This is a genomic window from Streptomyces sp. NPDC002032 (assembly GCF_042890765.1).
GTDB lineage: Bacteria > Actinomycetota > Actinomycetes > Streptomycetales > Streptomycetaceae > Streptomyces.
In genome coordinates this window covers 34,992-55,625 of sequence record NZ_JBIASM010000019.1, presented here as the reverse complement: position 1 = coordinate 55,625, position 20,634 = coordinate 34,992, and the positions used below count along the sequence as shown (strand labels likewise).

Sequence of the window (20,634 nt, the reverse complement as noted above, 5' to 3'; positions counted from 1 at the left end):
CCCGGCCGCGTCCTCCCTCACGGGGGGGGTGCGGCCGGGCGTCGCGCGTTGCGGGGGGGTGTCACCAGAGCCGGTCGACGGCTCCCGGGTGGAGGGGGACGCGGGTCCCGGTCAGGGCGGCGCGGTCCGCGGCGGCTTCGGGATCCGGGGCGAAGAAGGCCGCCAGCACCTCCTTGTCGAAGCCGGGCGCGTCGGTGGCCAGCGGCTCGGCCGGGGTGCCGCCGACCAGGACCGTACCGGGCAGCCGTTCGAAGCCGGCCGCCTCGTAGAACGGGGCCAGCGGCCGGTCGCAGCTGAACAGCGCCAGGTCCACCGCCGGGTCGGCGGCCAGGGCGGCGCGGGCCCCGGCCACCAGACGGCCGCCGAGCCCCCGCCCGCGCAGCTCGGGCCGGGTCACCACCGCGCTGAGCCCGGCGGCCCGCCGGCCGCGGCCCGCGCAGGGGATCTCCTTGTGGAGCAGGGCCAGGCAGGCGCCGACCGTACCGGCCCCGTCCACCAGCAGCAGCACGCGCGGCCGGAGCGCCGGATCGTGCCCGGGCGCGCTGCCGGGCCACGCCCGCGCCTCGATGGCCGCGACCTGCGCGGCGAGCCCCGGCGGCAGGGCCCGCGCGGAGTACGAGAGCAGCCGCATCGGGGGCATCGCGGGCATCAGGGGATGCGGACGGCCGTGCCGCCGACCCGGACGCGGGGGTCGCCCGCGCGCAGCACCACCGTCAGGACGCCGGGGCGGCCCATGTCCTCGCCCTGGTGGAGGGTGAGGACGGCCTCGTCGGGGACCAGGCCGAGCTCCCGCGCGTACGCCCCGAAGGCGGCCGCGGCCGCTCCGGTGGCGGCGTCCTCGACGACGCCGCCGACGGGGAAGGGGTTGCGCACGTGGAAGAGCTCCGGGCCGGCCCGCCACACGAGCTGGAGGGTGGTGAGGTCCAGCCGCCGCATCAGCGCCTCCAGCCGGCCGAAGTCGTAGTCGAGGGCGGCCAGCCGCTCCCGGCTGCCGGCGCCGAGCACCAGGTGCCGGGCCCCGGCGTAGGCGATGCGGGGCGCCAGGGCGGGGTCCAGGTCGGCGGCGGGCCAGCGCAGCGCGGCCAGGGCCTCGGCGAGGTCGGCCCCGGAGATCTCCTCGCTGTGCGGGGCGACGCTGGTCAGGGTGGCGCGCAGGACGCCGTCGTCCGCGGCCACCGTGACCGGTACGGGACCGGCCGGGGTCGCGAAGAGGAGCTCGCCGGGGCCGATCCGCTCGGCCAGCGCCACGGAGGCGGCGACGGTGGCGTGCCCGCAGAAGGTGACCTCCGCCTTGGGGCTGAAGAACCGCAGGGTGAAGGACCGCCCGGGGATTCCGCCCAACTCCGCCGGCGGGGCGGTCAGGAAGGCCGTCTCGCTGTAGCCCAGCTCCGCCGCGACGGCCAGCATCGCGGGGTCGTCCAGGGCGCTCGCGTCGAGGACGACGCCGGCGGGGTTGCCGCCTTCGGGGTCGCGGGAGAAGGCGGTGTAGCGCAGCACGGCGGGGCGGGCGTCAGTGGTCATGCCCGGCACAACCGGGGTGCCGCCGACGGCATTCCCCCGGGCCGCCCCGGGCCGCCCCGGCGACCCGCGCACGCGGCCGGGCCGGCCACGGCCTCGGACCCAGACCCGGCCACGGCCTCGGACCCGGCCACGGCCCCGGACCCCGGACCCGGCCCCGGACCCGGCCTCGGGGCCGGCCTCGGACCCGACCCGGCCACGGCCTCGGACCCCGGACCCGGACCCAGCCCCGGCCCCGGCCCCGGCCGCGCTCTCAGCCGCGCCCGATGTACGGCATCGACGTGGCCATCACCGTCGCGAACTGGACGTTGGCCTCCAGCGGCAGCTGCGCCATGTGCAGGACCGTGCGCGCGACGTCGGCGGCGTCCATGACCGGCTCCACCGCCAGTTGCCCGTTGGCCTGGAGGATCCCCGTCTGCATGCGCTCGGTCATCTCGGTGGCCGCGTTGCCGATGTCGATCTGGCCGCAGGCGATCCGGTACGGGCGCCCGTCGAGCGACAGGGACTTCGTCAGGCCCGTCATGGCGTGCTTGGTCGCGGTGTAGGCGATGGAGTTCGGCCGGGGCACGTGGGCCGAGATGGAGCCGTTGTTGATGATCCGGCCGCCCTGCGGGTCCTGGGCCTTCATCGCCCGGAAGGCCGCCTGCGCGCAGAGGAAGGACCCGGTCAGGTTGACGTCGACGACCTGCCGCCAGGCCTCGGGGGTGATGTCCTCCAGCGCGACCCCGGCCGGGCCGAAGGTGCCGGCGTTGTTGAAGAGCAGGTCGAGCCGCCCGTAGCGCGCGCGGACGGCGGCGAAGAGCGCGGCCACCTCGTCGGCGTCGCTCACGTCCGCCCGTACGGGCAGCACGTCCGCGCCCTCCCCGGCGGCCGCGGCGGTCTCCTCCAGGGGCCCGGTCCGCCGTCCGGCCACGGCCACCGACCAGCCGGCCCCGGCGAGGGCGAGGGCCACGGAACGGCCGATCCCGGAGCCGGCTCCCGTCACAACAGCGATCTTCTTCAGAGGAGCGTTCATGGGGCCGCAGGCTACGTCACGGCGCAGATCCGTCCGCGGACGTTCCGACAGCTGAGAGCATGGGTCGGTCAGGGGTGCGTAAAGCAGATGAAAAGACTGGAGATCCGATGTCGGAGAGAGGCCCCTCGACGGCCCCCTCGCAGGGCCCCGGGCCCGATTCCCCCTCCCCCTCCCCTATCCCCGCTCCCGATTCCGCCCCGGCCGTCCCCCTGACGGCCGCACGCCGCACCGGCCTGCTCGTCACCTTCATCCTGGGCGGGCTCACCGCCCTCCCCCCGCTGTCCATGGACATGTACCTGCCGGCCCTGCCAGAGGTCACGAACGCCCTGCACAGCCCCGCCGCGACCATCCAGCTCACCCTCACCGCCTGCCTCGCCGGCATGGCCCTGGGGCAGCTCGTGATCGGTCCGATGAGCGACAAGTGGGGGCGCCGCCGGCCGCTGCTCGCGGGCATGGCCGTCTACGTCCTCGCCACCGCCATCTGCGCCCTGGCCCCGACCGCCGAGCTGCTGATCGCCTTCCGGCTGCTCCAGGGCCTGGCCGGGGCGGCCGCGATCGTCATCGCGCGGGCCGTCGTGCGCGACCTGTACGACGGGGTCGAGATGGCCCGCTTCTTCTCCTCCCTGATGCTCATATCCGGGGTCGCCCCGATCATCGCCCCGCTCATCGGCGGCCAGGTGCTGCGCTTCGCGGACTGGCGGGGGGTCTTCGTCGTGCTCACGGCCGTCGGCCTCGCGCTCACCCTGGTGGTGTGGCGCGGTCTCGGGGAGACGCTGCCGCCCGAGCGCCGGCACACCGGCGGCGTGGGCTCCGCGCTGCGGACCATGCGGGGGCTACTGGGCGACCGGGTCTTCGCCGGGTACATGCTGGCGGGCGGCTTCTCCTTCGCCGTGCTGTTCTCCTACATCTCCGCGTCCCCGTTCGTGGTGCAGGAGATCTACGGGGCCTCCCCGCAGGCCTTCAGCCTGCTGTTCGGCCTCAATTCCGTCGGGCTGATCATCGTCGGGCAGGTCAACGGCAAGCTGCTGGTCGGCCGGGTCAGCCTGGACCGGGTCCTCGCGGCCGGTCTCGCCGTCATCACGGCGGCGTCCGTCGCCCTGCTGCTGATGTCCTCCGGGGTGTTCGGCGAGGCCGGGCTGGTCCCCGTCGCCGCCGGGCTGTTCGTCCTGATGTCGGCGATGGGCCTGGTCCTGCCGAACACCAACGCGCAGGCCCTGATGCGCACCCCGCACGCCGCCGGTTCGGCGTCCGCGCTGCTGGGCACCTCCTCCTTCCTGGTCGGAGCGGTGGCCTCGCCGCTGGTCGGGATCGCGGGAGAGCACACGGCGGTGCCGATGGCAGTGGTCCAGCTGAGCTGCTCCCTCCTCGCGGTGGGCTGCTTCCTCGGCATGTGCCGCCCCTGGCTCCCCCGGGAGCCGCAGCCCAAGTGACCGGGGCGGCCCGAGCCGCGGCCGGCGGCCGCTGCCGCCCGCGGCCCGAGCCGGGGCCGGGCCGCCGTAAACTTCGCTGGTGAACGCCACCGCCCCCACCACCGCCGAGACCCTCCGCAGCGCCCTCGCCGGGCTGCTCGACGGGCTCCCGCCGAAGCAGGCCACGGCCGCCGTCGAGCGGCTGATCGCCAACTACCGGGGCACCATCCCCACCGACGCCCCCGTCCTGCGCGACCGCTCCGACGTGGCGGCGTACGCGGCCTACCGGATGCCGGCCACCTTCGAGGCCGTCCGCTCCGCCCTCGACGGGCTCGCCGCGGCCGCGCCGGACTGGGTGCCGGGCTCGCACGTGGACGTCGGCGGCGGCACGGGCGCGGCGGCCTGGGCGGCCTGTGCCACCTGGGACGGCCCCCGCACCACGGCCGTACTGGACTGGGCGGAGCCGGCGCTGGCCCTCGGCCGGGAGCTGGCGGGCCGTGCGCACGCGGAGGCGCTGCGCGGGGCGCAGTGGCGCCGGGCGGTCATCGGCACCGGGATCAGCCTCCCGGACGCGGACCTGGTGACGGTCTCGTACGTGCTCGGCGAGCTGACGCCGCAGGCCCGCCGCGCGGTGGTCGCCGAGTCGGCCCGCGCCGGGCAGGCCGTGGTGCTGATCGAGCCGGGCACCCCGGAGGGCTACCTGCGCATCCGCGAGGCCCGCGACCAGCTGATCGAGGCCGGGCTGAAGGTCGCCGCGCCCTGCCCGCACGACGGGACCTGCCCGATCGAGCCCGGCAAGGACTGGTGTCACTTCTCGGCGCGGGTCAGCCGTTCCTCCCTGCACCGGCAGGTCAAGGGCGGCTCCCTGCCGTACGAGGACGAGAAGTTCAGCTACGTGGCCGCCACCCGGTTCCCGGTGACGCCGGTCCCCTCCCGGATCACGCGGAGGCCGCAGATCCGGAAGGGGCTCGTCCAGCTGGAGCTGTGCGGTCCGCAGGACGAGGGCCTGACGCGGGCCACCGTCACCAAGCGCCACGGTGACCTCTACAAGGCCGCCCGCGACGCGGACTGGGGTCGCCAGTGGCCGCCCGCGGAGGCCCCGTAGAGCGGGCCCGCTAGGGGCGCAGCTCCTGGGTGCAGCACTTCACGCTGCCGCCGCCCTTGAGCAGTTCGCCCAGGTCCATCGGCACCGGTTCGAAGCCGCGCTCGCGCAGCGGCTCCAGGAGCCCGGACGCGGCCTGCGGGAGCAGCACGTGCCGCCCGTCGGAGACCGAGTTCAGGCCGAAGGCCGCCGCGTCGCCGGAATCCACGAGCAGGGCGTCGGGGAAGAGCCTGCGCAGGACGGCCTGGCTGCCCGGCGAGAAGGCCGGCGGGTGGTACATGATCTCGTCGCCGTCGAGCACGCACAGCGCCGTGTCCAGGTGGTAGTACCGCGGGTCCACCAGGTCGAGTCCGATGACGGGGCGGCCGAAGAACTCCTGCGCCTCGTCGTGGGAGAGCGGGCTGGAGCGGAAGCCCCGGCCGGCCAGGATGTAGGTGGCGGTGACGGCGAAGTCGCCCTCGCCCTCGTTGACGTGGGACGGTTCGTGGATGTCGGTGAAGCCGTGGTCCCGGAACCAGTCGAGGTGGATCTCCGCCTCGGCGGTGCGTTCCGGGTAGGCGAACCGGGCCCCGAGGACCCGGCCGTCCACGACGAGGGCGCCGTTGGCGGCATAGACCATGTCGGGCAGGTCCGGGTGCGGCACGAGGGTCTCGACGGTGTGGCCGAGGGAGCGGTAGCGGTCTCTCAGGTCCTCCCACTGGGCTTGGGCGAGGGGCAGGTCCACCGGTTTCGTGGGATCCATCCACGGGTTGATGGAGTACGTGACCTTGAAGTGTGCCGGTGGGCACATCAGGTAGCGCCGGGGTGTGGCGTCTCTGCGCAAAGAAGGCTCCTCACGACTCGTCTGTGAAGAGAATCGTCTCTCCTCGACGGGAACCGCGCAGTGAACTGACCGGGTGGTTCAGCGGATGACTGGAAGACGAGACGTCTCGCATTGGTACGTTGGGCCCCATGAGCAAGCCCCTCGACACCGCGTCCTCCCAGGCCAAGGCCCCCGACGCCACCCGCCGCAGCGACCGTTCGCGGCGCGCCATCCTCGACGCCGCGCTCGCCCTGGTGGGCGAGGTCGGCTACAACAAGCTGACCATCGAGGCCATCGCCGCCCGCGCGGGCGTCGGCAAGCAGACCATCTACCGCTGGTGGCCCTCGAAGGCGGCCGTCCTGCTGGACGCCTCGCTGGCGCTGGCCGGGGAGGCGCCGGAGGGCGGCGCGTGGGCCTTCCCCGACACCGGGGACCTGGCGGCCGACCTCAAGACGGTCCTGCGGGCCACGGTGGACGAGTTCGCCGACGAACGGTACGCGGCCCCCGCGCGGGCGCTCGCCGCCGCCGGGGCGACCGACCCCGAGCTGGGGGCCCGCTTCACCGAACGGCTCCTCGAACCGCAGCTCGCCCTCTACGAAACCCGGCTGCGCGGCGCGCGGGACGCCAGCCTGCTCCCGGCGGACACCGACCTGCGCCTGGTGGTGGAGATGCTGGTGGGCCCGCTGACGTACCGGTGGCTGATGCGCACCGGACCGCTCGCGCACGCGCACGCGGACGCCCTGGTCGACGCGGTGCTGCACGGGGTGGGATACGTCACCGGCCGGCGGCCGCCGGCCGGGGCCTGACCCGGCGGCCGGGAACGTATGGCCGAATTCTATCGTTATGGGGGCACCCCTTTCGGGGGGTGCGGTCACCCGGGACCCAGGATGGTGGGACCATGTGAAGGTCTTCCGGGACAACGGTTCAAGGTGAGGGGATAGATGGGGTCTGAGTCCGGCCGCGTCAAACGCGGCGAGCAGAGCAGGATCTCCCAGTGGCTGCGCCGCCGCCCGAAACCCGCTCCCGAAGACCCCGCCGCGGCACGGGAGGAGCTCCTGCTGGCCGTGGCCGCCGCCGGACTCCCCATCGCCCCCGCCGCCCATCCCGTCGGCTACCGGTGTTCGTGCGACCGCGTCGGCTGTCCCACCCCCGCGCGCCACCCGGTCTCGTTCGCCTGGCAGACCCAGTCGACCACCGACCGCGCGCAGATCGAGCGCTGGACCCGCGACCAGCCCCAGGCCAACTTCATCACCGCCACCGGCATGGTCCACGACGTCCTGGACGTCCCGCTGGAAGCCGGCTGCAGCGCGCTGGAGCGGCTGCTCGCCGCCGGCATCGAGGTCGGACCGGTCGCCGAGTCGGGCGGCACGGACGACCAGGCGCGGATGCTCTTCTTCACGGCGACCCGGGGAACGCCCGAGGACGAGGACGAGTGGTGGCCCTGTGAACTGGACTGCCACCCCGAGACGATGGACGAGCACCCCGGCCTGCGCTGGCACTGCCGCGGCAGCTACGTGCTCCTCCCGCCGGCGGCCCTCCCGGGCGACTTCGCGGTGAGCTGGCTGCGGGACGTCAGCCAGCCGCTGCCGGACCCGCTGACCCTGCTGGAAACCCTCACGGACGCCTGCGCGGCCTACGCGGGCACCGCCGCCCGGACCCCGGCGGCCGTCGCCTGGCCCCTGGGCCGCTGACCCCCGCCGCCGCCCCGCGCCCCGGTCAGCCGGGAGCGCGGGCGGCGCGCCGGGCGGGCCCTCAGTGGATCTGGCTGACCACCACGTCCAGCGACCAGGCCTTCGCCGGCTTGGCCGGGGCTTCGGCCTCGACCGTGTAGCCGAGGTCGCGCAGGGCCGTCAGCAGTTCCGCAGGAGAGCCCGGGACCGCGCCGGCCAGCAGCAGGTCCCGTACCAGCCGGCCCTTGGTGGCCTTGTTGAAGTGGCTGACCACCGACCGCTTCTCGACGCCGTCGACGACCTGCGCGTGCAGCACCCGTACCGTCGCCGTCCGGCCCGCCGTCTCCCCCTTCGGCTTCCACGCGGAGGCGTACGCCGAGGACCGCAGGTCCAGCACCAGCCCGTCCCCCGCCGCCTGCGGCATCACCGAGGCCATCGGGGTGCGCCAGTAGGCGCCCAGCGCGCCGAGCCCGGGCAGCTTGACCCCCATCGAGCAGCGGTACGACGGGATCCGGTCCGTCACCCGCACCGCACCCCACAGCCCCGAGAACACCAGCAGCGACCGATCGGCGAGCGCCCGCGCCGCAGCGGGCAACTCCGCCAGGCCGAGGGCGTCGTAGAGCACCCCGGTGTAGACCTCCCCCGCCGGGCGGGCCACCGCGCCGCGCAGGGCCGCGTTCTTGGCGACCTCGCCGCGCAGCCCCTCGCTCAGCCCCAGCACCTCGCGCGCCTTCAGCTCGTCCCCGGAGCACAGCTCGACGAGTTCCTCCAGTACGGCGGCCCGCGCCCCGGCCAGCCCCGGCAGCGACAGGGACCCCGGCTCCAGCGGTGCGCCGGAGCCGCCGGCGGCCTTTCCCTCGGAGGGCGGCAGCAGCACGAGCACGGTGGTTCTCCTTCGACAAGACGCGGCGCAGGGGGTGCGGCCCCCCGGCCAGGGTAGACGGCTCGCCGTGCCGCCACGGCCCGCCGGTCATACGCTCGACCCATGCCACGCCGCCTCCTGCACATGACCGGCGCGGACGGCGGCGCCCTCCGGGCCGCGCTGTCCGCCCTGCGCACCCGTCTCGGCGTGCCGGGGGCGTTCCCTCCCGGGGTGCTCGCCGAGGCCGAGCGGGCCGCCGCCGCCCCGCGCCTCCCGGAGCTCGACGCCACCGACGTCCCGCTGTTCACCATCGACCCCCCGGGCTCCGTCGACCTCGACCAGGCCATGCACCTGGCGAAGCGGCCGGGCGGCGGCTACCGCGTGCACTACGCCATCGCCGACGTCGCCGCCTTCGTCACCCCCGGCGGCGCCCTCGACGCCGAGGCCCACCGCCGGGTCACCACCCTCTACTTCCCCGACGAACGCGTCCCCCTGCACCCGGCCGTGCTGTCCGAGGACGCCGCCAGCCTGCTGCCCGACCGGACCCGGCCCGCCCTGCTGTGGCGCCTCGACCTGGACTCCGACGGCCGCGTCGGGGCCGCCGAGGTCCGCCGGGCGCTGGTCCGCAGCCGGGCGAGGCTCGACTACGAGGGGGTCCAGAAGGCCATCGACTCCGCCACCGCCGATCCCGCCCTGGCCCTGCTCAAGGAGATCGGGACGCTGCGCGAGGCACTGGAGACCGAGCGCGGCGGGATCTCCCTGAACGTCCCCGAACAGGAGGTCGTCGAGCGGGAGGACGACTCGTACGCCCTCGTCTACCGGGCCCCGCTGCCCGCCGACGGCTGGAACGCCCAGATCTCCCTGATGACCGGCATGGCCGCCGCCGATCTGATGATCGCCTCCGGCACCGGCATCCTGCGCACCCTGCCCGCCGCCCCCGACGGCGCGGTCGGCCGGCTGCGGCGCACGGCCACCGCCCTGCGGATCGACTGGCCGCACCACGTCCCGTACGCGCGGCTCGTGCGCTCCCTCGACCCGCGCCTGCCCGCCCACGCCGCCTTCCTCCAGGAGTGCACAGCCCTGCTGCGCGGCGCCGGGTACACGGTCTTCAGCGGCGGCCACACCCCGGACCCGGCGCTGCACGCGGCGGTCGCGGCCCCGTACGCCCACTGCACGGCGCCGCTGCGCCGCCTCGTCGACCGGTACACCGGCGAGCTGTGCCTCGCCGCCGTCGCCGGGGCCGCGCCGCCCGAGTGGGTGACGGCCGCGCTGGAGGCGCTGCCGCGCGAGATGGCGGAGGGGACCCGGCTGGCGAACACCGTGGAGCGGGAGTGCGTGGACCTGGTGGAGGCGGCCCTGCTCCAGGGCCGGGTCGGGGAGACCTTCGAGGCGACGGTCGTCGACGTCAGGGAACAGGACCCGACGGTGGGCACCGTCCACCTGGAGGAGCCGGCGGTCGTCGGCCGCATCGAATCCCCCTCGCGGAACCTGCCACTGGGCGACCGCATCCGGGTCCGCCTCACGCACGCCGACCCGGGCACCTCCAAGATCCTCTTCGCCCCGGCCTGAGCCCGCCGGAGCCCTGGTCACCCGCCCCGGCGCCTGTCATCATCTGCGCAGCGACACCCGGGGAGGCGGTGCGCATGGGGCACACCGGCACGCCCGCGCGGCCGGCGTCCGCCGCGCCGGACGGGGCCGCGGGAGCCACGGGAGCCACCGGGGCCGACGGGGCCCGGCGCCGGCCCGCCGCCGAGCTGCGCCCGCACGTCGTCGGCTACACCGGCTTCCACACCCGCTTCCCGGCCCCCCGCCGCCGCCTGGAGCTGCCCACCGGCTACGTCACCCTCGTCTTCGCCTTCGGCGAGGGCCTGTGGGTGACCCGCACCGGCGAGCTCGCCGGAGCCCGGCCGCGCCCCGCGCCCGTCTCCCGCGCCCTCGTCGCCGGGCCCCGCACCGTCCCGGCGATCGGGGTGCACGCGGGCGCGGTGCACGGGCTGGAGGTGAACATGAGCCCGCTCGGCGCGTACCGGCTCTTCGGGGTGCCGATGGCGCACTTCGAGGAGAGCCTGGTGGACCTCGCCGACGTGCTCGGGCCCGCCGGGCGGCACCTGCCCGAGCGGCTGCGGGCGCTGGACGGCTGGGACGCGCGCTTCGACCTCCTCGACTCCGTCCTCGCCGCCCGCCTGGACCGGGGCCCGGCCGTCACCCCGGGCGTGCGGGGCGCGCTGGCCCTGCTGTGGGCGGACACCGGCCCCGGCTCGCTGGCGCGCGCCACCGCCGCCACCGGCTGGAGCCCCCGCCACCTGCGCGCCCGCTTCCGGGAGGAGGTCGGGCTGGCGCCCAAGGCGGTGGCCCGGGTGTTCCGGCTCCAGCACGCCCTGCGCGCGCTCGCGGCCGGTACGGCGCCCGCCGAGGTGGCGGCCGCCTGCGGCTACCACGACCAGGCGCACTTCGGCCGGGACGTGAAGGCCATGACGGGCCTGCCGCCCGCCCGGTTCGCGGCCCTGCGCGGCGGCCTGCCGCCGGGCTCGGCGCTGGACCGGATGCCGGACCGGATCACCAGCGTGCTGCTCCCGCCGGAGCCGGGCCGGCCCGGCTGAGGCCGGGGGGGCCGGCCGTGGCCGCCGATTTCTGCAAGACAGGCCGGTCCGCGCTTGTCACGCTCGGCGTACGACTCCTCCTCCCCCCGGAGAGTCCCCACGCAGTGCGGCAGCCCGCCACGGGGGTGCGGGTTGCCGTACCGCTGCGGCACGGCGGAACGCTTACACAGTGCGGGTAACATGGCCACCACGACAGACGAGTCGGCCGGGCGGCCGCGTCGGGATCCTCGGATCCCGCCGAGGAACGTCCGGGCTCCACAGGGCAGGGTGGTGGCTAACGGCCACCCGGGGTGACCCGCGGGACAGTGCCACAGAAAACAGACCGCCGGGGACTTCGGTTCCCGGTAAGGGTGAAACGGTGGTGTAAGAGACCACCAGCGCCTGAGGTGACTCAGGCGGCTAGGTAAACCCCACCCGGAGCAAGGTCAAGAGGATCCGTCCCCGGACGGGTCTGCGCGGACGATCGAGGGCTGCCCGCCCGATGTCCGCGGGTAGACCGCACGAGGCCGGCGGCAACGCCGGCCCTAGATGGATGGCCGTCTCCCCGGCGACCGCGAGGTCTCCGGGCGACAGAACCCGGCGTACAGGCCGGCTCGTCTGCCGTTCCGTACGACGCGAAGGCCCCCGCCGCCCGATGGGCTGCGGGGGCCTTCGCACGTCCGGGCTAGCGCAGGTGCGAGGTGTCGTTGAGGAGCCGGAGCGAGGCGTTCCCGTCGGCGTAGTAGGCCACCGCCGACAGGGAGGCCGCGGACAGCTCCATCTTGAACAGGGCCTCGGGCGGCGCGCCCAGCGCGAGGCGTACCAGCGTCTTGACCGGGGTCACGTGCGTGACCAGCAGTACGGTGCGGCCCGCGTGGGCGCTCAGCAGCCGGTCGCGCGCCGCGCTGACCCGGCGGGTGACGGCGCTGAAGCTCTCGCCGCCGCCGGTGGGGGCCGCCCGCGGGGAGTCCAGCCAGGCCTGGAGGTCGTCCGGGAAGCGCTCGCGCACCTCGGCGAAGGTCAGGCCCTCCCAGGCGCCGAAGTCCGTCTCGCGCAGGCCCTCCTCGATCGCCACGGGCAGCCCGAGACGGTCCGCGACGGCCTGGGCGGTCTCGCGGCAGCGGCGCAGCGGGGAGCTGACGACGGCCTGTACGGTGCCCCGCGCGGCCAGCGCCCCGGCGACGGCGGCGGCCTGGCGGCGGCCGGCCGGGGACAGCTCGGGGTCGGTGCCGCCACTGCCGGAGAAACGCTTCTGCGGGGTGAGCGCGGTCTCCCCGTGCCGCAGCAGCACGAAGGTGGCGGGCGCCCCCATGTCGGGACCCCATCCACTGCCCCCGGCGGGAGCGGCGGCGGCCGCCAAGCCGGCGGCGGCCCGCAGCTCGGCACCGCCAGTGTCGCGGGCGTCGGCGGTGTCGCGGGCGCCGCCGGTCGCGCGGGCGCCGCCGGTCGCGCGGGTGCCGCCGGTCGCGCGGGTGCCGCCGGTCGCGCGGGTGTCGGCGGTGGCGCGGGCGCCGCCCGTGGCGCCCGTCGCGCTCGTGCCGCCCGCGCCGCCGGAGGCGCCGGTGGCGCCCGTGCCGCCGGTGGCGCCCGTGCCGCCGGTGGCGCCCGTGCCGCCGGTGGCGCCGGTGGCGCCGGTGGCGCCGAACAGCGTGTCGGCGGGGCGGCCGGTGTCGCGAATGCCGCCCGTGGCGCCGAACAGCGTGTCGGTGGGGGCGGGGGCGGGCGGTGCGGGCGCGGGGGTTCCCGTAGCGCCGCCGGAGGCAAGGGCGGCGCGGACCGCCGCCGCGCCCTTCGCCGCGTCGCCGGGCGGGCCGGACGGTGCGAAGACGGCCGTGGACCGCGAGGCCTCCCACCGCTCGCCGCGCTTGCCCGCGTCCATCGCCTCGTTCGCGAGCCGGTCCGCGTGCTTGTTGCGCTCGCGCGGGATCCACTCGTAGCTGACCTGCGCCCGCGGCAGGACCTTCGCCGCCGCCGCCGCGAGCGGCTTCATGTCCGGGTGCTTGATCTTCCAGCGGCCCGACATCTGCTCCACCACGAGCTTGGAGTCCATGCGGACCAGCACCACCGCGTCAGGAGCCAGGGCGCGGGCCGCTTCCAGGCCCGCGATGAGGCCCTTGTACTCGGCGACGTTGTTCGTCGCGACGCCGATGAACTCGGCGCTTTCGGCCAGGGTCTCCCCCGTCGCCGGGTCGAGGACGACCGCGCCGTAGCCGGCGGGGCCCGGGTTGCCCCGGGATCCGCCGTCCGCCTCCACGACGAAACGCGGCATCAGATGCCCGAGTCCGCCGTACGGACCAGGATGCGGCCGCAGTTCTCGTGGCGGACGACCTGGTTGCGGGCCGCGGCCTTGATCTCGTTGACCTCGGCCATGTCCAGCTCCAGCCGGCAGCCCTCGCAGCGGCGCTGGTACAGGCGCGCGGCGCCGACCCCGCCCTGCTTGACGCGGATCTTCTCGTACAGGGCCATCAGGTCGGCCGGCATGGAGCCGACGATGACCTCGCGGTCCTTGCCGATCTTCGCGACCTCGGTGTCGATCTCACCGGTGGCGGCGTCGCGGCGCGCGGTGGCGTCGACGAGCTTGGCCTCCAGCGCGGCGACCCGCTCGGTCAGCTCGGTGACGCGCTCCTGCGCGGCCTCCAGGCGCTCCATGACCTCCAGGACCACGTCCTCCAGGTCACCCTGGCGCTTGGCGAGGGAGACGACCTCGCTCTGCAGGTTGGCCAGGTCCCGCGCCGAGATGCCGACGCCGGTGTCCAGGCGCTGCTGGTCACGGGCCGCGCGCTGGCGGACCTGGTCGACGTCCTGCTCCGCCTTGGTCTGCTCGCGGGCGGCGTCGCTGGCCTGCGTCTGCGCGGCGACGAGCAGGTCGCGCTGCTGGCTGAGGTCCTTGGTCAGGGAGTCGACCTCGGTGTGCTCGGGGAGCGACTTGCGCTTGTGGGCGAGCTGAGACAGCCGGACGTCCAGGGCCTGGATGTCGAGAAGTCGGATCTGGTCGGCGGGCTCGGCGTTCAGTTGGGGGCTCCAGAGGTAGAGGGGGAGGTGACGGACGGCGCGTGCGCCGTCCACGGGTCGGTGACCGTGCGCGAGACGTGGGTCCGCAGACCCCAGCCGTGGCGCTCGGAGATCGCGTCGAGCTGCGCGGCGGCCTGCTCGCACCAGGGCCACTCGGTGGCCCAGTGGGCGGCGTCGACGAGGGCGAGCGGGTTCTGCTCGCGGGCCTCGGACGCCGGGTGGTGGCGCAGGTCTGCGGTCAGGTAGGCGTCCACGCCCGCCGCCCGGACCTGCGCGAAGAGGCTGTCGCCGGAGCCGCCGCTGACGGCGACGGTGTGGATCAGCGCGTCGGGGTCGCCCGCGACCCGGATGCCCTGGGCGGTCGGCGGGAGCCAGGCGGCGGCCCGGGCGGCGAACTCGCGCAGGGTCTCGGGCCGGTCCAGCTCGCAGATCCGGCCGAGGCCGCGACGGCCCGCCGGGTCGGTGGGGTCGGGCACCAGCGGGCCGGTGACGCGCAGGTCGAGGGCGCCGGCGAGGGCGTCGGAGACGCCGGGGTCGGCGGTGTCGGCGTTGGTGTGGGCGACGTGCAGCGCGATGTCGTTCTTGATCAGCGTGTGCACGGCGCGGCCCTTGAAGGTCCCGGCCGCGACGGTGGTGGTGCCGCGCAGGTAGAGGGGGTGGTGGGTGACGAGCAGGTCGGCACCCAGCTTCACGGCCTCGTCGACGATCTCCTGGACCGGGTCCACGGCGAACAGCACCCGGGAGACCTCGGCGTCGGGGTCGCCGCAGACGGTGCCGACGGCGTCCCACTCCTCGGCCCGCGAGGGGGGCCACAGAGCGTCCAGCGCGGCGATGACTTCAGAGAGACGGGGCACAGGCCAAGGCTACCGTCCCTTTCTCAGGCGCTCCTTCGCCCGCTGCCCCTCCCCGCTGCCCGGGAGCCCCGGGCGGGCCGTGGGGGGTTCCGGCGCGGGAGGTGCGCGGACCTCGGGCGGCCCCCACCACCCTCTGACCCCAAACGCCCCGGTATGCCACAGCACAATCGCACCTCCCTCCACCGGCGAATCAACAGGTGGCCACCCTTACGTGTGAAGCGTGCCGAGTCGTGCGGGACGGGGGAGGGCCCGAAAACTAGCTTCCTCATCCGGAGGTGACGGCCCGGATGACTGTCTGCGCCATCGAGATCACGACGACCGCCCGCTTCACGATCGCCGCCGACGGGGCGTATGCCGCACGGCTGGCCGGGGAGGGGCAGGCCCGCTACCCCGAACGCTGGACGCTGGGGGGACCCGAGCCGTACGCGGTGCCGTTGCCGCTCGGGCAGCCCGAGGAGGCCGACAGCGAGGTGCTGCCGCTGGCCGACGGGCGGGTGCTGATCCACCGCCGGGTCGCCGACCGGCACGCCTTCGCCCTGCTCTACCCCTCGGGCGCTGCCGGCGGCCCGCGCACCGGGGAGCTCCCGCTCGGCTCGGTCGCCGCCGAGGAGGGCGTACGGGTGCGCCTGCTGCCGCCCTCCCCCGACGGGCACGGGGCCTTCGCCCTGGCCGTGGGGCCCGGGCGGAGCACCCTGTGGCAGGTGGCCGGGATCCCGGGCGGACCGCGCCGGGCGGCCACGCTGCCGGGCCGCTGCTCCGGCGGCGTGTGGCTGGACCGGGTCGGCCGGCTGCTGGCCCTGGACCACGAGCTGGACGGGCGCACCAAGGCCGTCGCCGTGGACCTGGCGCGGGGCGGCGAGGTCAGCCCGCTGCTCCAGATCGCCGAGGACAGCGACGACCGGCTGCTGCTCGCCGCCCCCGACAGCGGGCTGCTGCTGATCCGCTCCGACGCCCCGGGCGAGCCCCGGCTCGGCTGGGGGGTGCTGGGCAGCACCCGCCCGGTCCGCTTCCCGGAGTGCCTGCGCATCGAGGACGCGCACCCGTTCGCGGTGCAGCCCGGCCAGGCGCTGATGCCGGAGACCTGCGGGGTGGCGCTGCGGGTCGGCGAGAGCGGCCTGGCCCTGTGGCGCCCCGGAGACCGGTACGTGTTCCGGCTCGGCACTCCGGTGGGCTGGCTCGGGACCGGCCTGTGGAGCGCAGAGGGCCGCCTGCACCTCCCGTACACCACCCCGGAGGTGCCGTGCGGGCTGGTCGGCCTGACCCCGCCGGCCGCCCCGCCCCCGCAGGCGCGCCCGTGGCCGCCCGCCGGCCAGGCCCCCGCGGGCCGGGACCCCGCAGGCGCGGACCCGGCCGGTCCGGATCCGTGCCTGCGGGCGGAGCCGGCCCTGCGCCCGGTGCCGCTGCAACAAGCCCCGCTGGGCTGAGCCCTGAGCGGGGGGTGATAGGCAGGCGGGGTGATCACCTCCCCCGCCCCCGGCGCGACGACCCGGCCCTTCGACGCGGTCCTGTGCGACCTGGACAACGTCATCCGCTTCTACGACTCCTCCCGGGTCGGCGCCCTCGAACGCGCCGCCGGGCTCCGTGAGGGGACCACGGCCGAGGTGGCCTTCGCCCCCGCGCTCGACGGCCCCCTGATGCTCGGCCGCATCACCCCCGGCCAGTGGGCCCGGAAGGTGGCCGACGCGCTGCGCAGCACCACCCGGGTGTCCGGAGAGCGGGCGCGGGAGCTGGCGGGCGCGCTGGCCGGGACCCCCTTCGCGGCCGACGCCGAGGTGGTCTCGGTCCTGCGGGCCGCGCGGGCGTCCGGGATGACCCTGGTGCTGGTCACCAACGCCACCCTGGACCTGGAGGCGGACCTGGCGGAGATGGGGCTCACCGATCTCGCCGACCACGTCGTCAGCAGCGCCCTGGTGGGTGTGGCCAAGCCGGACCGGGAGATCTACGAGATCGCCGTCAAGCGGGCGGGCGCGGACCCCGGGCGCTGCCTGTTCGTGGACGACCAGCGGGAGAACGTCGAGGCGGCGCGGGCCCTCGGGATGACGGGCGTGCACTACGGCGGACCCGACGACCTGCGCGCGGCCCTCGGCTTCCCCGGGTAGCCGCCGCGGGCGTCCGGCGGCCGGGGGCTCCCCGGGCCGTCGGCCGCCTCAGCCCCCTCAGCCTCCCCGGCCGCCTCAGGGCGCGGACGTCCAGCCCTGGGCGTGGAGCCGTTCGAATCCGTCCAGGAGAAGGTCCAGCGCGAACTCGAACTCGAAGCGGTCGTCGCAGCCCTGGCCGATGACCGTCCGCCGGTCGTGGGCCACCGCCCCGGCCAGCTCGGTGACGTGGGGATACCGGCGGGCCATCGCCTCGTACGCGGCCCGCCGCGCCCGTTCGTCCTGCGGCGGTGCGCTCGCCGAGGCGTCGAACAGCTCCTCGGTGAAGCCCAGCACGCGGCTGCCGAGGGCGTGCATCACGTGGTGGGTGAGGTCGAGGGAGAAGCCCCCGGCACGGAAGATGCCGATCACCGAGTCCAGGTAGGCCAGTACGGCCGGCGTCGCACTGCTGCGGGACCGGATCACGGGAGCGGCCCAGGTGTGGGCCAGGAGGGCGCCGCGCGCTCCGAGGATCCGGGCGCGGACCGCGCTCTTCCAGCCGGCTCCGGGGGCCTGGCCCCCGATCTCCGCGACGACGATCTCCACCATGCCGTCCAGGAGCTCTTCCTTGTTGGCCACGTGCTTGTAGAGCGCCATCGGCACGACGCCGAGTTCCTGCGCGAGCCGGCGCATGCTCAGCGCCTCGATCCCGGCTCCGTCCGCGAACGCGACGGCGGCGCGCAGCACCCGGTCCCGGTTCAGGGGGGTCCGGCGCTGTTCCTGCGGCTGCTCGGGCATGCGGGGCTTCTTCCTCGTTCCGGTGGACGGCTCTGGCCTTGACGAGTGTACGGCGTACACCTACGGTGAGCGCCAACCGTAAGGTGTACGCCGTACACCTCGTTGAGGGGGTCTGTTCCGCATGAGCTCAGCCAGGAGAAGCGCGGTCGTCGTCGGTGTGCTGTTCCTCGTCACCGAAGTCGCGGCGGTCGGCGGCCTCGCGCTCTACGGGCCCGCCCTGCACGACACCGGGTACGTCCTCGGCGCCGGCCGGGACACCCGGGTGTTCCTGGGGGCGTTGTGCGAGTTCGTGCTCGCGCTGGCCGTCACGGGCACCGGGGCCGTCCTGTACCCGGTGCTGCGGAGGCGCAGCGAGGGGGCGGCGCTCGGCTACGTCTGCGGGCGCCTGCTGGAAGCCGCCGTCATCCTCGTCGGCATCGTCAGCGTGCTGTCGGTCGTGACGCTCAGGCAGCAGGGCCAGGGCGCGGCGGCCGCCGCCGACCCCTCCCTGGTGACGGCCGCCAGGGCCCTGGTGGCGTTCCACGACTGGACGTTCCTGTTCGGGCCGAACTTCGTCCTGGGAGCCAACACCCTGGTGCTGGCCGCCCTGATGTACACCTCGCGGCTCGTGCCGCGGCCCATCGCCGTCCTGGGACTCGTCGGCGGGGCGCTGATCTGCGCCTCGGCGACCGCCGTGCTGTTCGGGGTCTACGAGCAGGTCTCCCTGCCCGGGTCACTCGCGGCCCTTCCCGTCTTCGCCTGGGAAGTGACGCTGGCCGTCCGGCTGCTCGCCAAGGGCTTCGGCGAGGGCGCCGGCACCCCCGTGGGCGCCGGCACCCCCCTGGGCGCCGACGCCGGGTGACTGCGCCACCACGAAAGACGGCCTAGTCGTGCTTGAGGCCCAGGACCTCGGCCGCCGCGAAGGTCTCGTTCGGCGGCCGGGAGTCGTAGTGCGGGGTGAGGAGCGCGTCCAGCTCCTCGTAGGAGAAGACCTCCTTGGCCGTGTCGAACTTGGCGGCCACCTTCGGGCGTTCCATCACGGCCACGATCCCGCCGTGGACGACGAACAGCTGGCCGTTCGCCTTCGCCGAGGCGGGCGAGGCCAGGTAGCCGACGAGCGGGGCGACGTGCTCGGGGGCGAGGGCGTCGAGCCGGCCCTCCTGCGGCACCTGGAAGCCCGCGAAGACGTCCTCGGTCATCCGGGTGCGGGCGCGCGGGCAGATGGCGTTCGCGGTGACCCCGTACTTGGCCAGGGCCAGGGCGGTGGAGGTGGTCAGGCCCACGATGCCGCCCTTGGCGGCCGCGTAGTTGGGCTGGCCGGCCGAGCCGCCGAGGAAGGCCTCGGAGGAGGTGTTGACGATGCGGCCGTAGACCGGGCCGCCCGCCGCCTTGGAGCGTTCCCGCCAGTGCGCGGAGGCGAAGTGGGTGGTGTTGAAGTGGCCCTTGAGGTGGACCCGGATCACCGAGTCCCACTCCTCCTCCGACATCGAGAAGACCATCCGGTCCCGCAGGATGCCCGCGTTGTTGACGAGGACGTCCAGCTTGCCGAAGCGGGAGACCGCGAGCGCGACCAGTTCCCGCGCCTGCTCGAAGTCGGCCACGTCACCGAGGTGCGCCACCGCCTGCCCGCCCGCCGCGCGGATCTCGGCGGCGACCTCCTGCGCCGGGGCGGCCGAGGCCTCCCCCGATCCGTCGCGGCCGCTCTGCCCGAAGTCGTTGACGACGACGCTCGCGCCGAGCCGGGCCAGTTCCAGCGCCTCGGCCCGGCCGAGCCCGCGGCCGGCGCCGGTGACGATGGCGCTGAGCCCCTCAAGTGGCAGTGACATCTACCGGTTTCCTCTCAGAGCGGGTCGGGGTCAGATCTCTATGCAGGTGCGCAGCGCGATGCCGGTGCGCATCTGGTCGAGGGCGTCGTTGATCTCGGCGAGCCGCACGCGGTGGGTGATCAGTCCGGCCAGGTCGACCCGGCCGGCCCGCCACAGGGCGATGGTGCGCTCGTAGGAGCGGAGCACGTCCCCGCCCCCGTACATCGACGGCAGGATCTTCTTCTCGTCGAAGAAGAGCGAGAACATGTCGACCTGGAAGCTGTCGTCGAGGGCGCCCGCGCCGACGATGACGACGTTGCCGCCGCGCCGGGTCATCTTGTAGGCGGTCTGCGCGGTGACGGATTTGCCGACGACCTCGAAGACGTAGTCGAACCCCTCCCCGGCGGTGATCCGGTTCTTGGCGTCGTCGAAGGCGTCGGGGGCCACCGCCTCCGTCGCGCCGAAGCGCAGCGCCGCCTCGCGGCGGGACTCGACGGGGTCGATGGCGATGATCTGCGCGGCGCCCTGGAGCTTGGCGCCCTGGATGACGGAGATGCCGACGCCGCCGCAGCCGATGACGGCGACCGAGGAGCCGGCTTCCACCTTCGCCGTGTTGATCGCCGCGCCGAGACCGGTGGTGACTCCGCAGCCGATGAGGGCGGCGATGTCGAAGGGCACGTCGTCGGGGATCGGGACGGCGCACTTGGCGTCGACGACGAGTTCCTCGGCGAAGGTGCCGGTGGCGGCGAAGCCGAAGATCTCCCCGCCCGCCCGCCGGAAGTTGGGGGTGCCCGCGTTGACGAGGCTCTCCAGACAGAGGTGGCCCTGGCCGCGCTTGCAGGCCGCGCAGTGCCCGCAGGGCGGCAGCCAGCAGACCAGGACCCGGTCGCCCTGCTTGAGGTGGGTGACGCCGTCACCGACGTCGGCGATCACCCCGGAGCCCTCGTGGCCCGGGACGAAGGGCGCGGGCTGGGGCAGTACGCCGCTCATCGCGGACAGGTCGGAGTGGCACAGGCCGGTGGCCTTGATCCGGATCCTGACCTTGCCGGGGCCCAGGCCCACGGCTTCCATGTCGTCGACGACCTCCAGCTTGTCCTGGCCTATCTCGCTCTGCAGTGCTGCGCGCACGGTGCGGCTCCTTCGGTGGGCGGGCT

19 protein-coding genes, 1 other RNA gene and 1 pseudogene are annotated in these 20,634 nt (G+C 75.2%); 10 read left to right on the top strand and 11 right to left on the bottom strand.

Annotation, left to right across the window (positions count from 1 at the left end; translation table 11 throughout):
- Positions 1-61 precede the first annotated feature (61 nt).
- From ACFYYT_RS31125 to ACFYYT_RS31115, 3 genes are all read right to left on the bottom strand, one after another.
- On the bottom strand, positions 62-649 hold the full coding sequence (locus ACFYYT_RS31125; protein ID WP_351826928.1) for a GNAT family N-acetyltransferase: 588 nt from the start codon (positions 647-649) through the stop codon (positions 62-64).
- On the bottom strand, positions 649-1,521 hold the full coding sequence (locus ACFYYT_RS31120; RefSeq protein WP_351826926.1) for a PhzF family phenazine biosynthesis isomerase: 873 nt from the start codon (positions 1,519-1,521) through the stop codon (positions 649-651). The genes ACFYYT_RS31125 and ACFYYT_RS31120 overlap by 1 nt, the downstream gene beginning before the upstream one ends.
- A gap of 250 nt (positions 1,522-1,771) precedes the next feature.
- Positions 1,772-2,533 carry an SDR family oxidoreductase gene (locus tag ACFYYT_RS31115; RefSeq protein WP_351826925.1) on the bottom strand — a complete coding sequence of 254 codons (762 nt, stop codon included), beginning with the start codon at positions 2,531-2,533 and terminating at the stop codon, positions 1,772-1,774.
- 107 nt (positions 2,534-2,640) lie between these two features.
- Here ACFYYT_RS31115 and ACFYYT_RS31110 point away from each other — a divergent pair, with 107 nt between their 5' ends.
- Positions 2,641-3,963, top strand: coding sequence for a Bcr/CflA family multidrug efflux MFS transporter (locus tag ACFYYT_RS31110; RefSeq protein ID WP_351826923.1), 1,323 nt, complete (start codon positions 2,641-2,643; stop codon positions 3,961-3,963).
- A 79-nt stretch (positions 3,964-4,042) separates the two neighbouring features.
- Positions 4,043-5,047 carry a small ribosomal subunit Rsm22 family protein gene (locus tag ACFYYT_RS31105; RefSeq protein WP_351826921.1) on the top strand — a complete coding sequence of 335 codons (1,005 nt, stop codon included), beginning with the start codon at positions 4,043-4,045 and terminating at the stop codon, positions 5,045-5,047.
- 10 nt (positions 5,048-5,057) lie between these two features.
- Here ACFYYT_RS31105 and ddaH read toward each other — a convergent pair.
- Positions 5,058-5,897, bottom strand: a pseudogene (gene ddaH / locus ACFYYT_RS31100) (dimethylargininase); the annotation flags it as partial.
- Between the two features lie 98 nt (positions 5,898-5,995).
- Here ddaH and ACFYYT_RS31095 point away from each other — a divergent pair.
- Complete coding sequence (locus ACFYYT_RS31095; protein WP_351826919.1) at positions 5,996-6,652, top strand: TetR/AcrR family transcriptional regulator; 657 nt, start codon at positions 5,996-5,998, stop codon at positions 6,650-6,652.
- A gap of 135 nt (positions 6,653-6,787) precedes the next feature.
- The gene (locus ACFYYT_RS31090; protein WP_351826917.1) at positions 6,788-7,537 is read left to right on the top strand and encodes a bifunctional DNA primase/polymerase; all 750 of its coding nucleotides are present in this window, start codon (positions 6,788-6,790) and stop codon (positions 7,535-7,537) included.
- 61 nt (positions 7,538-7,598) lie between these two features.
- On the opposite strand, the gene yaaA is transcribed toward ACFYYT_RS31090, so the two are convergent.
- Positions 7,599-8,399, bottom strand: coding sequence for a peroxide stress protein YaaA (gene yaaA, locus ACFYYT_RS31085; protein WP_351826915.1), 801 nt, complete (start codon positions 8,397-8,399; stop codon positions 7,599-7,601).
- Between the two features lie 102 nt (positions 8,400-8,501).
- On the opposite strand from yaaA, the gene ACFYYT_RS31080 reads away from it, so the two are divergent.
- The 3 genes from ACFYYT_RS31080 to rnpB all read left to right on the top strand — a co-directional run bounded on the left by ACFYYT_RS31080 (position 8,502) and on the right by rnpB (position 11,578).
- The gene (locus ACFYYT_RS31080; RefSeq protein ID WP_351826913.1) at positions 8,502-9,947 is read left to right on the top strand and encodes an RNB domain-containing ribonuclease; all 1,446 of its coding nucleotides are present in this window, start codon (positions 8,502-8,504) and stop codon (positions 9,945-9,947) included.
- A gap of 74 nt (positions 9,948-10,021) precedes the next feature.
- Positions 10,022-10,978, top strand: a complete 957-nt coding sequence (locus tag ACFYYT_RS31075) for a helix-turn-helix domain-containing protein (RefSeq protein ID WP_351826911.1) — start codon at positions 10,022-10,024, stop codon at positions 10,976-10,978.
- Positions 10,979-11,175: 197 nt separating this feature from the next.
- Positions 11,176-11,578: RNase P RNA component class A (gene rnpB / locus ACFYYT_RS31070), an RNA gene on the top strand.
- Positions 11,579-11,642: 64 nt separating this feature from the next.
- Here rnpB and ACFYYT_RS31065 read toward each other — a convergent pair.
- From ACFYYT_RS31065 to ACFYYT_RS31055, 3 genes are read right to left on the bottom strand one after another with little or no spacing between them, the layout of a single operon-like run.
- On the bottom strand, positions 11,643-13,226 hold the full coding sequence (locus ACFYYT_RS31065) for a histidine phosphatase family protein (RefSeq protein ID WP_388610050.1): 1,584 nt from the start codon (positions 13,224-13,226) through the stop codon (positions 11,643-11,645).
- Positions 13,226-13,969, bottom strand: coding sequence for a C4-type zinc ribbon domain-containing protein (locus tag ACFYYT_RS31060; protein WP_351830518.1), 744 nt, complete (start codon positions 13,967-13,969; stop codon positions 13,226-13,228). Before ACFYYT_RS31060 ends, ACFYYT_RS31065 begins: the two co-directional genes overlap by 1 nt.
- Entirely contained in the window at positions 13,966-14,823 is an 858-nt protein-coding gene (locus tag ACFYYT_RS31055; protein ID WP_351830511.1) for a Nif3-like dinuclear metal center hexameric protein, read from the bottom strand. The genes ACFYYT_RS31060 and ACFYYT_RS31055 overlap by 4 nt, the downstream gene beginning before the upstream one ends.
- 287 nt (positions 14,824-15,110) lie before the next feature.
- On the opposite strand from ACFYYT_RS31055, the gene ACFYYT_RS31050 reads away from it, so the two are divergent.
- A complete protein-coding gene (locus ACFYYT_RS31050; protein ID WP_351830508.1) occupies positions 15,111-16,247 on the top strand; it encodes a hypothetical protein in 1,137 nt (378 codons plus the stop codon).
- A 30-nt stretch (positions 16,248-16,277) separates the two neighbouring features.
- Positions 16,278-16,922 carry an HAD family hydrolase gene (locus tag ACFYYT_RS31045; protein ID WP_388610045.1) on the top strand — a complete coding sequence of 215 codons (645 nt, stop codon included), beginning with the start codon at positions 16,278-16,280 and terminating at the stop codon, positions 16,920-16,922.
- Between the two features lie 75 nt (positions 16,923-16,997).
- Here the strand turns inward: ACFYYT_RS31045 and ACFYYT_RS31040 are convergent, their stop codons facing one another.
- The gene (locus ACFYYT_RS31040) at positions 16,998-17,696 is read right to left on the bottom strand and encodes a TetR/AcrR family transcriptional regulator (RefSeq protein ID WP_351830506.1); all 699 of its coding nucleotides are present in this window, start codon (positions 17,694-17,696) and stop codon (positions 16,998-17,000) included.
- A 121-nt stretch (positions 17,697-17,817) separates the two neighbouring features.
- On the opposite strand from ACFYYT_RS31040, the gene ACFYYT_RS31035 reads away from it, so the two are divergent.
- Complete coding sequence (locus tag ACFYYT_RS31035; protein WP_351830505.1) at positions 17,818-18,537, top strand: DUF4386 domain-containing protein; 720 nt, start codon at positions 17,818-17,820, stop codon at positions 18,535-18,537.
- Between the two features lie 22 nt (positions 18,538-18,559).
- Here the strand turns inward: ACFYYT_RS31035 and ACFYYT_RS31030 are convergent, their stop codons facing one another.
- Complete coding sequence (locus ACFYYT_RS31030) at positions 18,560-19,501, bottom strand: 3-oxoacyl-ACP reductase (protein WP_351830502.1); 942 nt, start codon at positions 19,499-19,501, stop codon at positions 18,560-18,562.
- 30 nt (positions 19,502-19,531) lie between these two features.
- Complete coding sequence (locus ACFYYT_RS31025; RefSeq protein ID WP_351830500.1) at positions 19,532-20,608, bottom strand: Zn-dependent alcohol dehydrogenase; 1,077 nt, start codon at positions 20,606-20,608, stop codon at positions 19,532-19,534.
- Between the last annotated feature and the right edge of the window lie 26 nt (positions 20,609-20,634).

What these genes read in the sequence shown, in the direction of transcription:
- ACFYYT_RS31030 (WP_351830502.1), bottom strand. Translation starts at nt 19,501, where the DNA reads ATGTCACTGCCACTTGAGGGGCTCAGCGCCATCGTCACCGGCGCCGGC.
- ACFYYT_RS31065 (WP_388610050.1), bottom strand. Translation starts at nt 13,226, where the DNA reads ATGCCGCGTTTCGTCGTGGAGGCGGACGGCGGATCCCGGGGCAACCCG.
- ACFYYT_RS31035 (WP_351830505.1), top strand. Translation starts at nt 17,818, where the DNA reads ATGAGCTCAGCCAGGAGAAGCGCGGTCGTCGTCGGTGTGCTGTTCCTC.
- ACFYYT_RS31110 (WP_351826923.1), top strand. Translation starts at nt 2,641, where the DNA reads ATGTCGGAGAGAGGCCCCTCGACGGCCCCCTCGCAGGGCCCCGGGCCC.
- ACFYYT_RS31120 (WP_351826926.1), bottom strand. Translation starts at nt 1,521, where the DNA reads ATGACCACTGACGCCCGCCCCGCCGTGCTGCGCTACACCGCCTTCTCC.
- ACFYYT_RS31095 (WP_351826919.1), top strand. Translation starts at nt 5,996, where the DNA reads ATGAGCAAGCCCCTCGACACCGCGTCCTCCCAGGCCAAGGCCCCCGAC.
- ACFYYT_RS31080 (WP_351826913.1), top strand. Translation starts at nt 8,502, where the DNA reads ATGCCACGCCGCCTCCTGCACATGACCGGCGCGGACGGCGGCGCCCTC.
- ACFYYT_RS31075 (WP_351826911.1), top strand. Translation starts at nt 10,022, where the DNA reads ATGGGGCACACCGGCACGCCCGCGCGGCCGGCGTCCGCCGCGCCGGAC.
- ACFYYT_RS31115 (WP_351826925.1), bottom strand. Translation starts at nt 2,533, where the DNA reads ATGAACGCTCCTCTGAAGAAGATCGCTGTTGTGACGGGAGCCGGCTCC.
- ACFYYT_RS31040 (WP_351830506.1), bottom strand. Translation starts at nt 17,696, where the DNA reads ATGCCCGAGCAGCCGCAGGAACAGCGCCGGACCCCCCTGAACCGGGAC.
- ACFYYT_RS31125 (WP_351826928.1), bottom strand. Translation starts at nt 649, where the DNA reads ATGCCCGCGATGCCCCCGATGCGGCTGCTCTCGTACTCCGCGCGGGCC.
- ACFYYT_RS31050 (WP_351830508.1), top strand. Translation starts at nt 15,111, where the DNA reads ATGACTGTCTGCGCCATCGAGATCACGACGACCGCCCGCTTCACGATC.
- ACFYYT_RS31090 (WP_351826917.1), top strand. Translation starts at nt 6,788, where the DNA reads ATGGGGTCTGAGTCCGGCCGCGTCAAACGCGGCGAGCAGAGCAGGATC.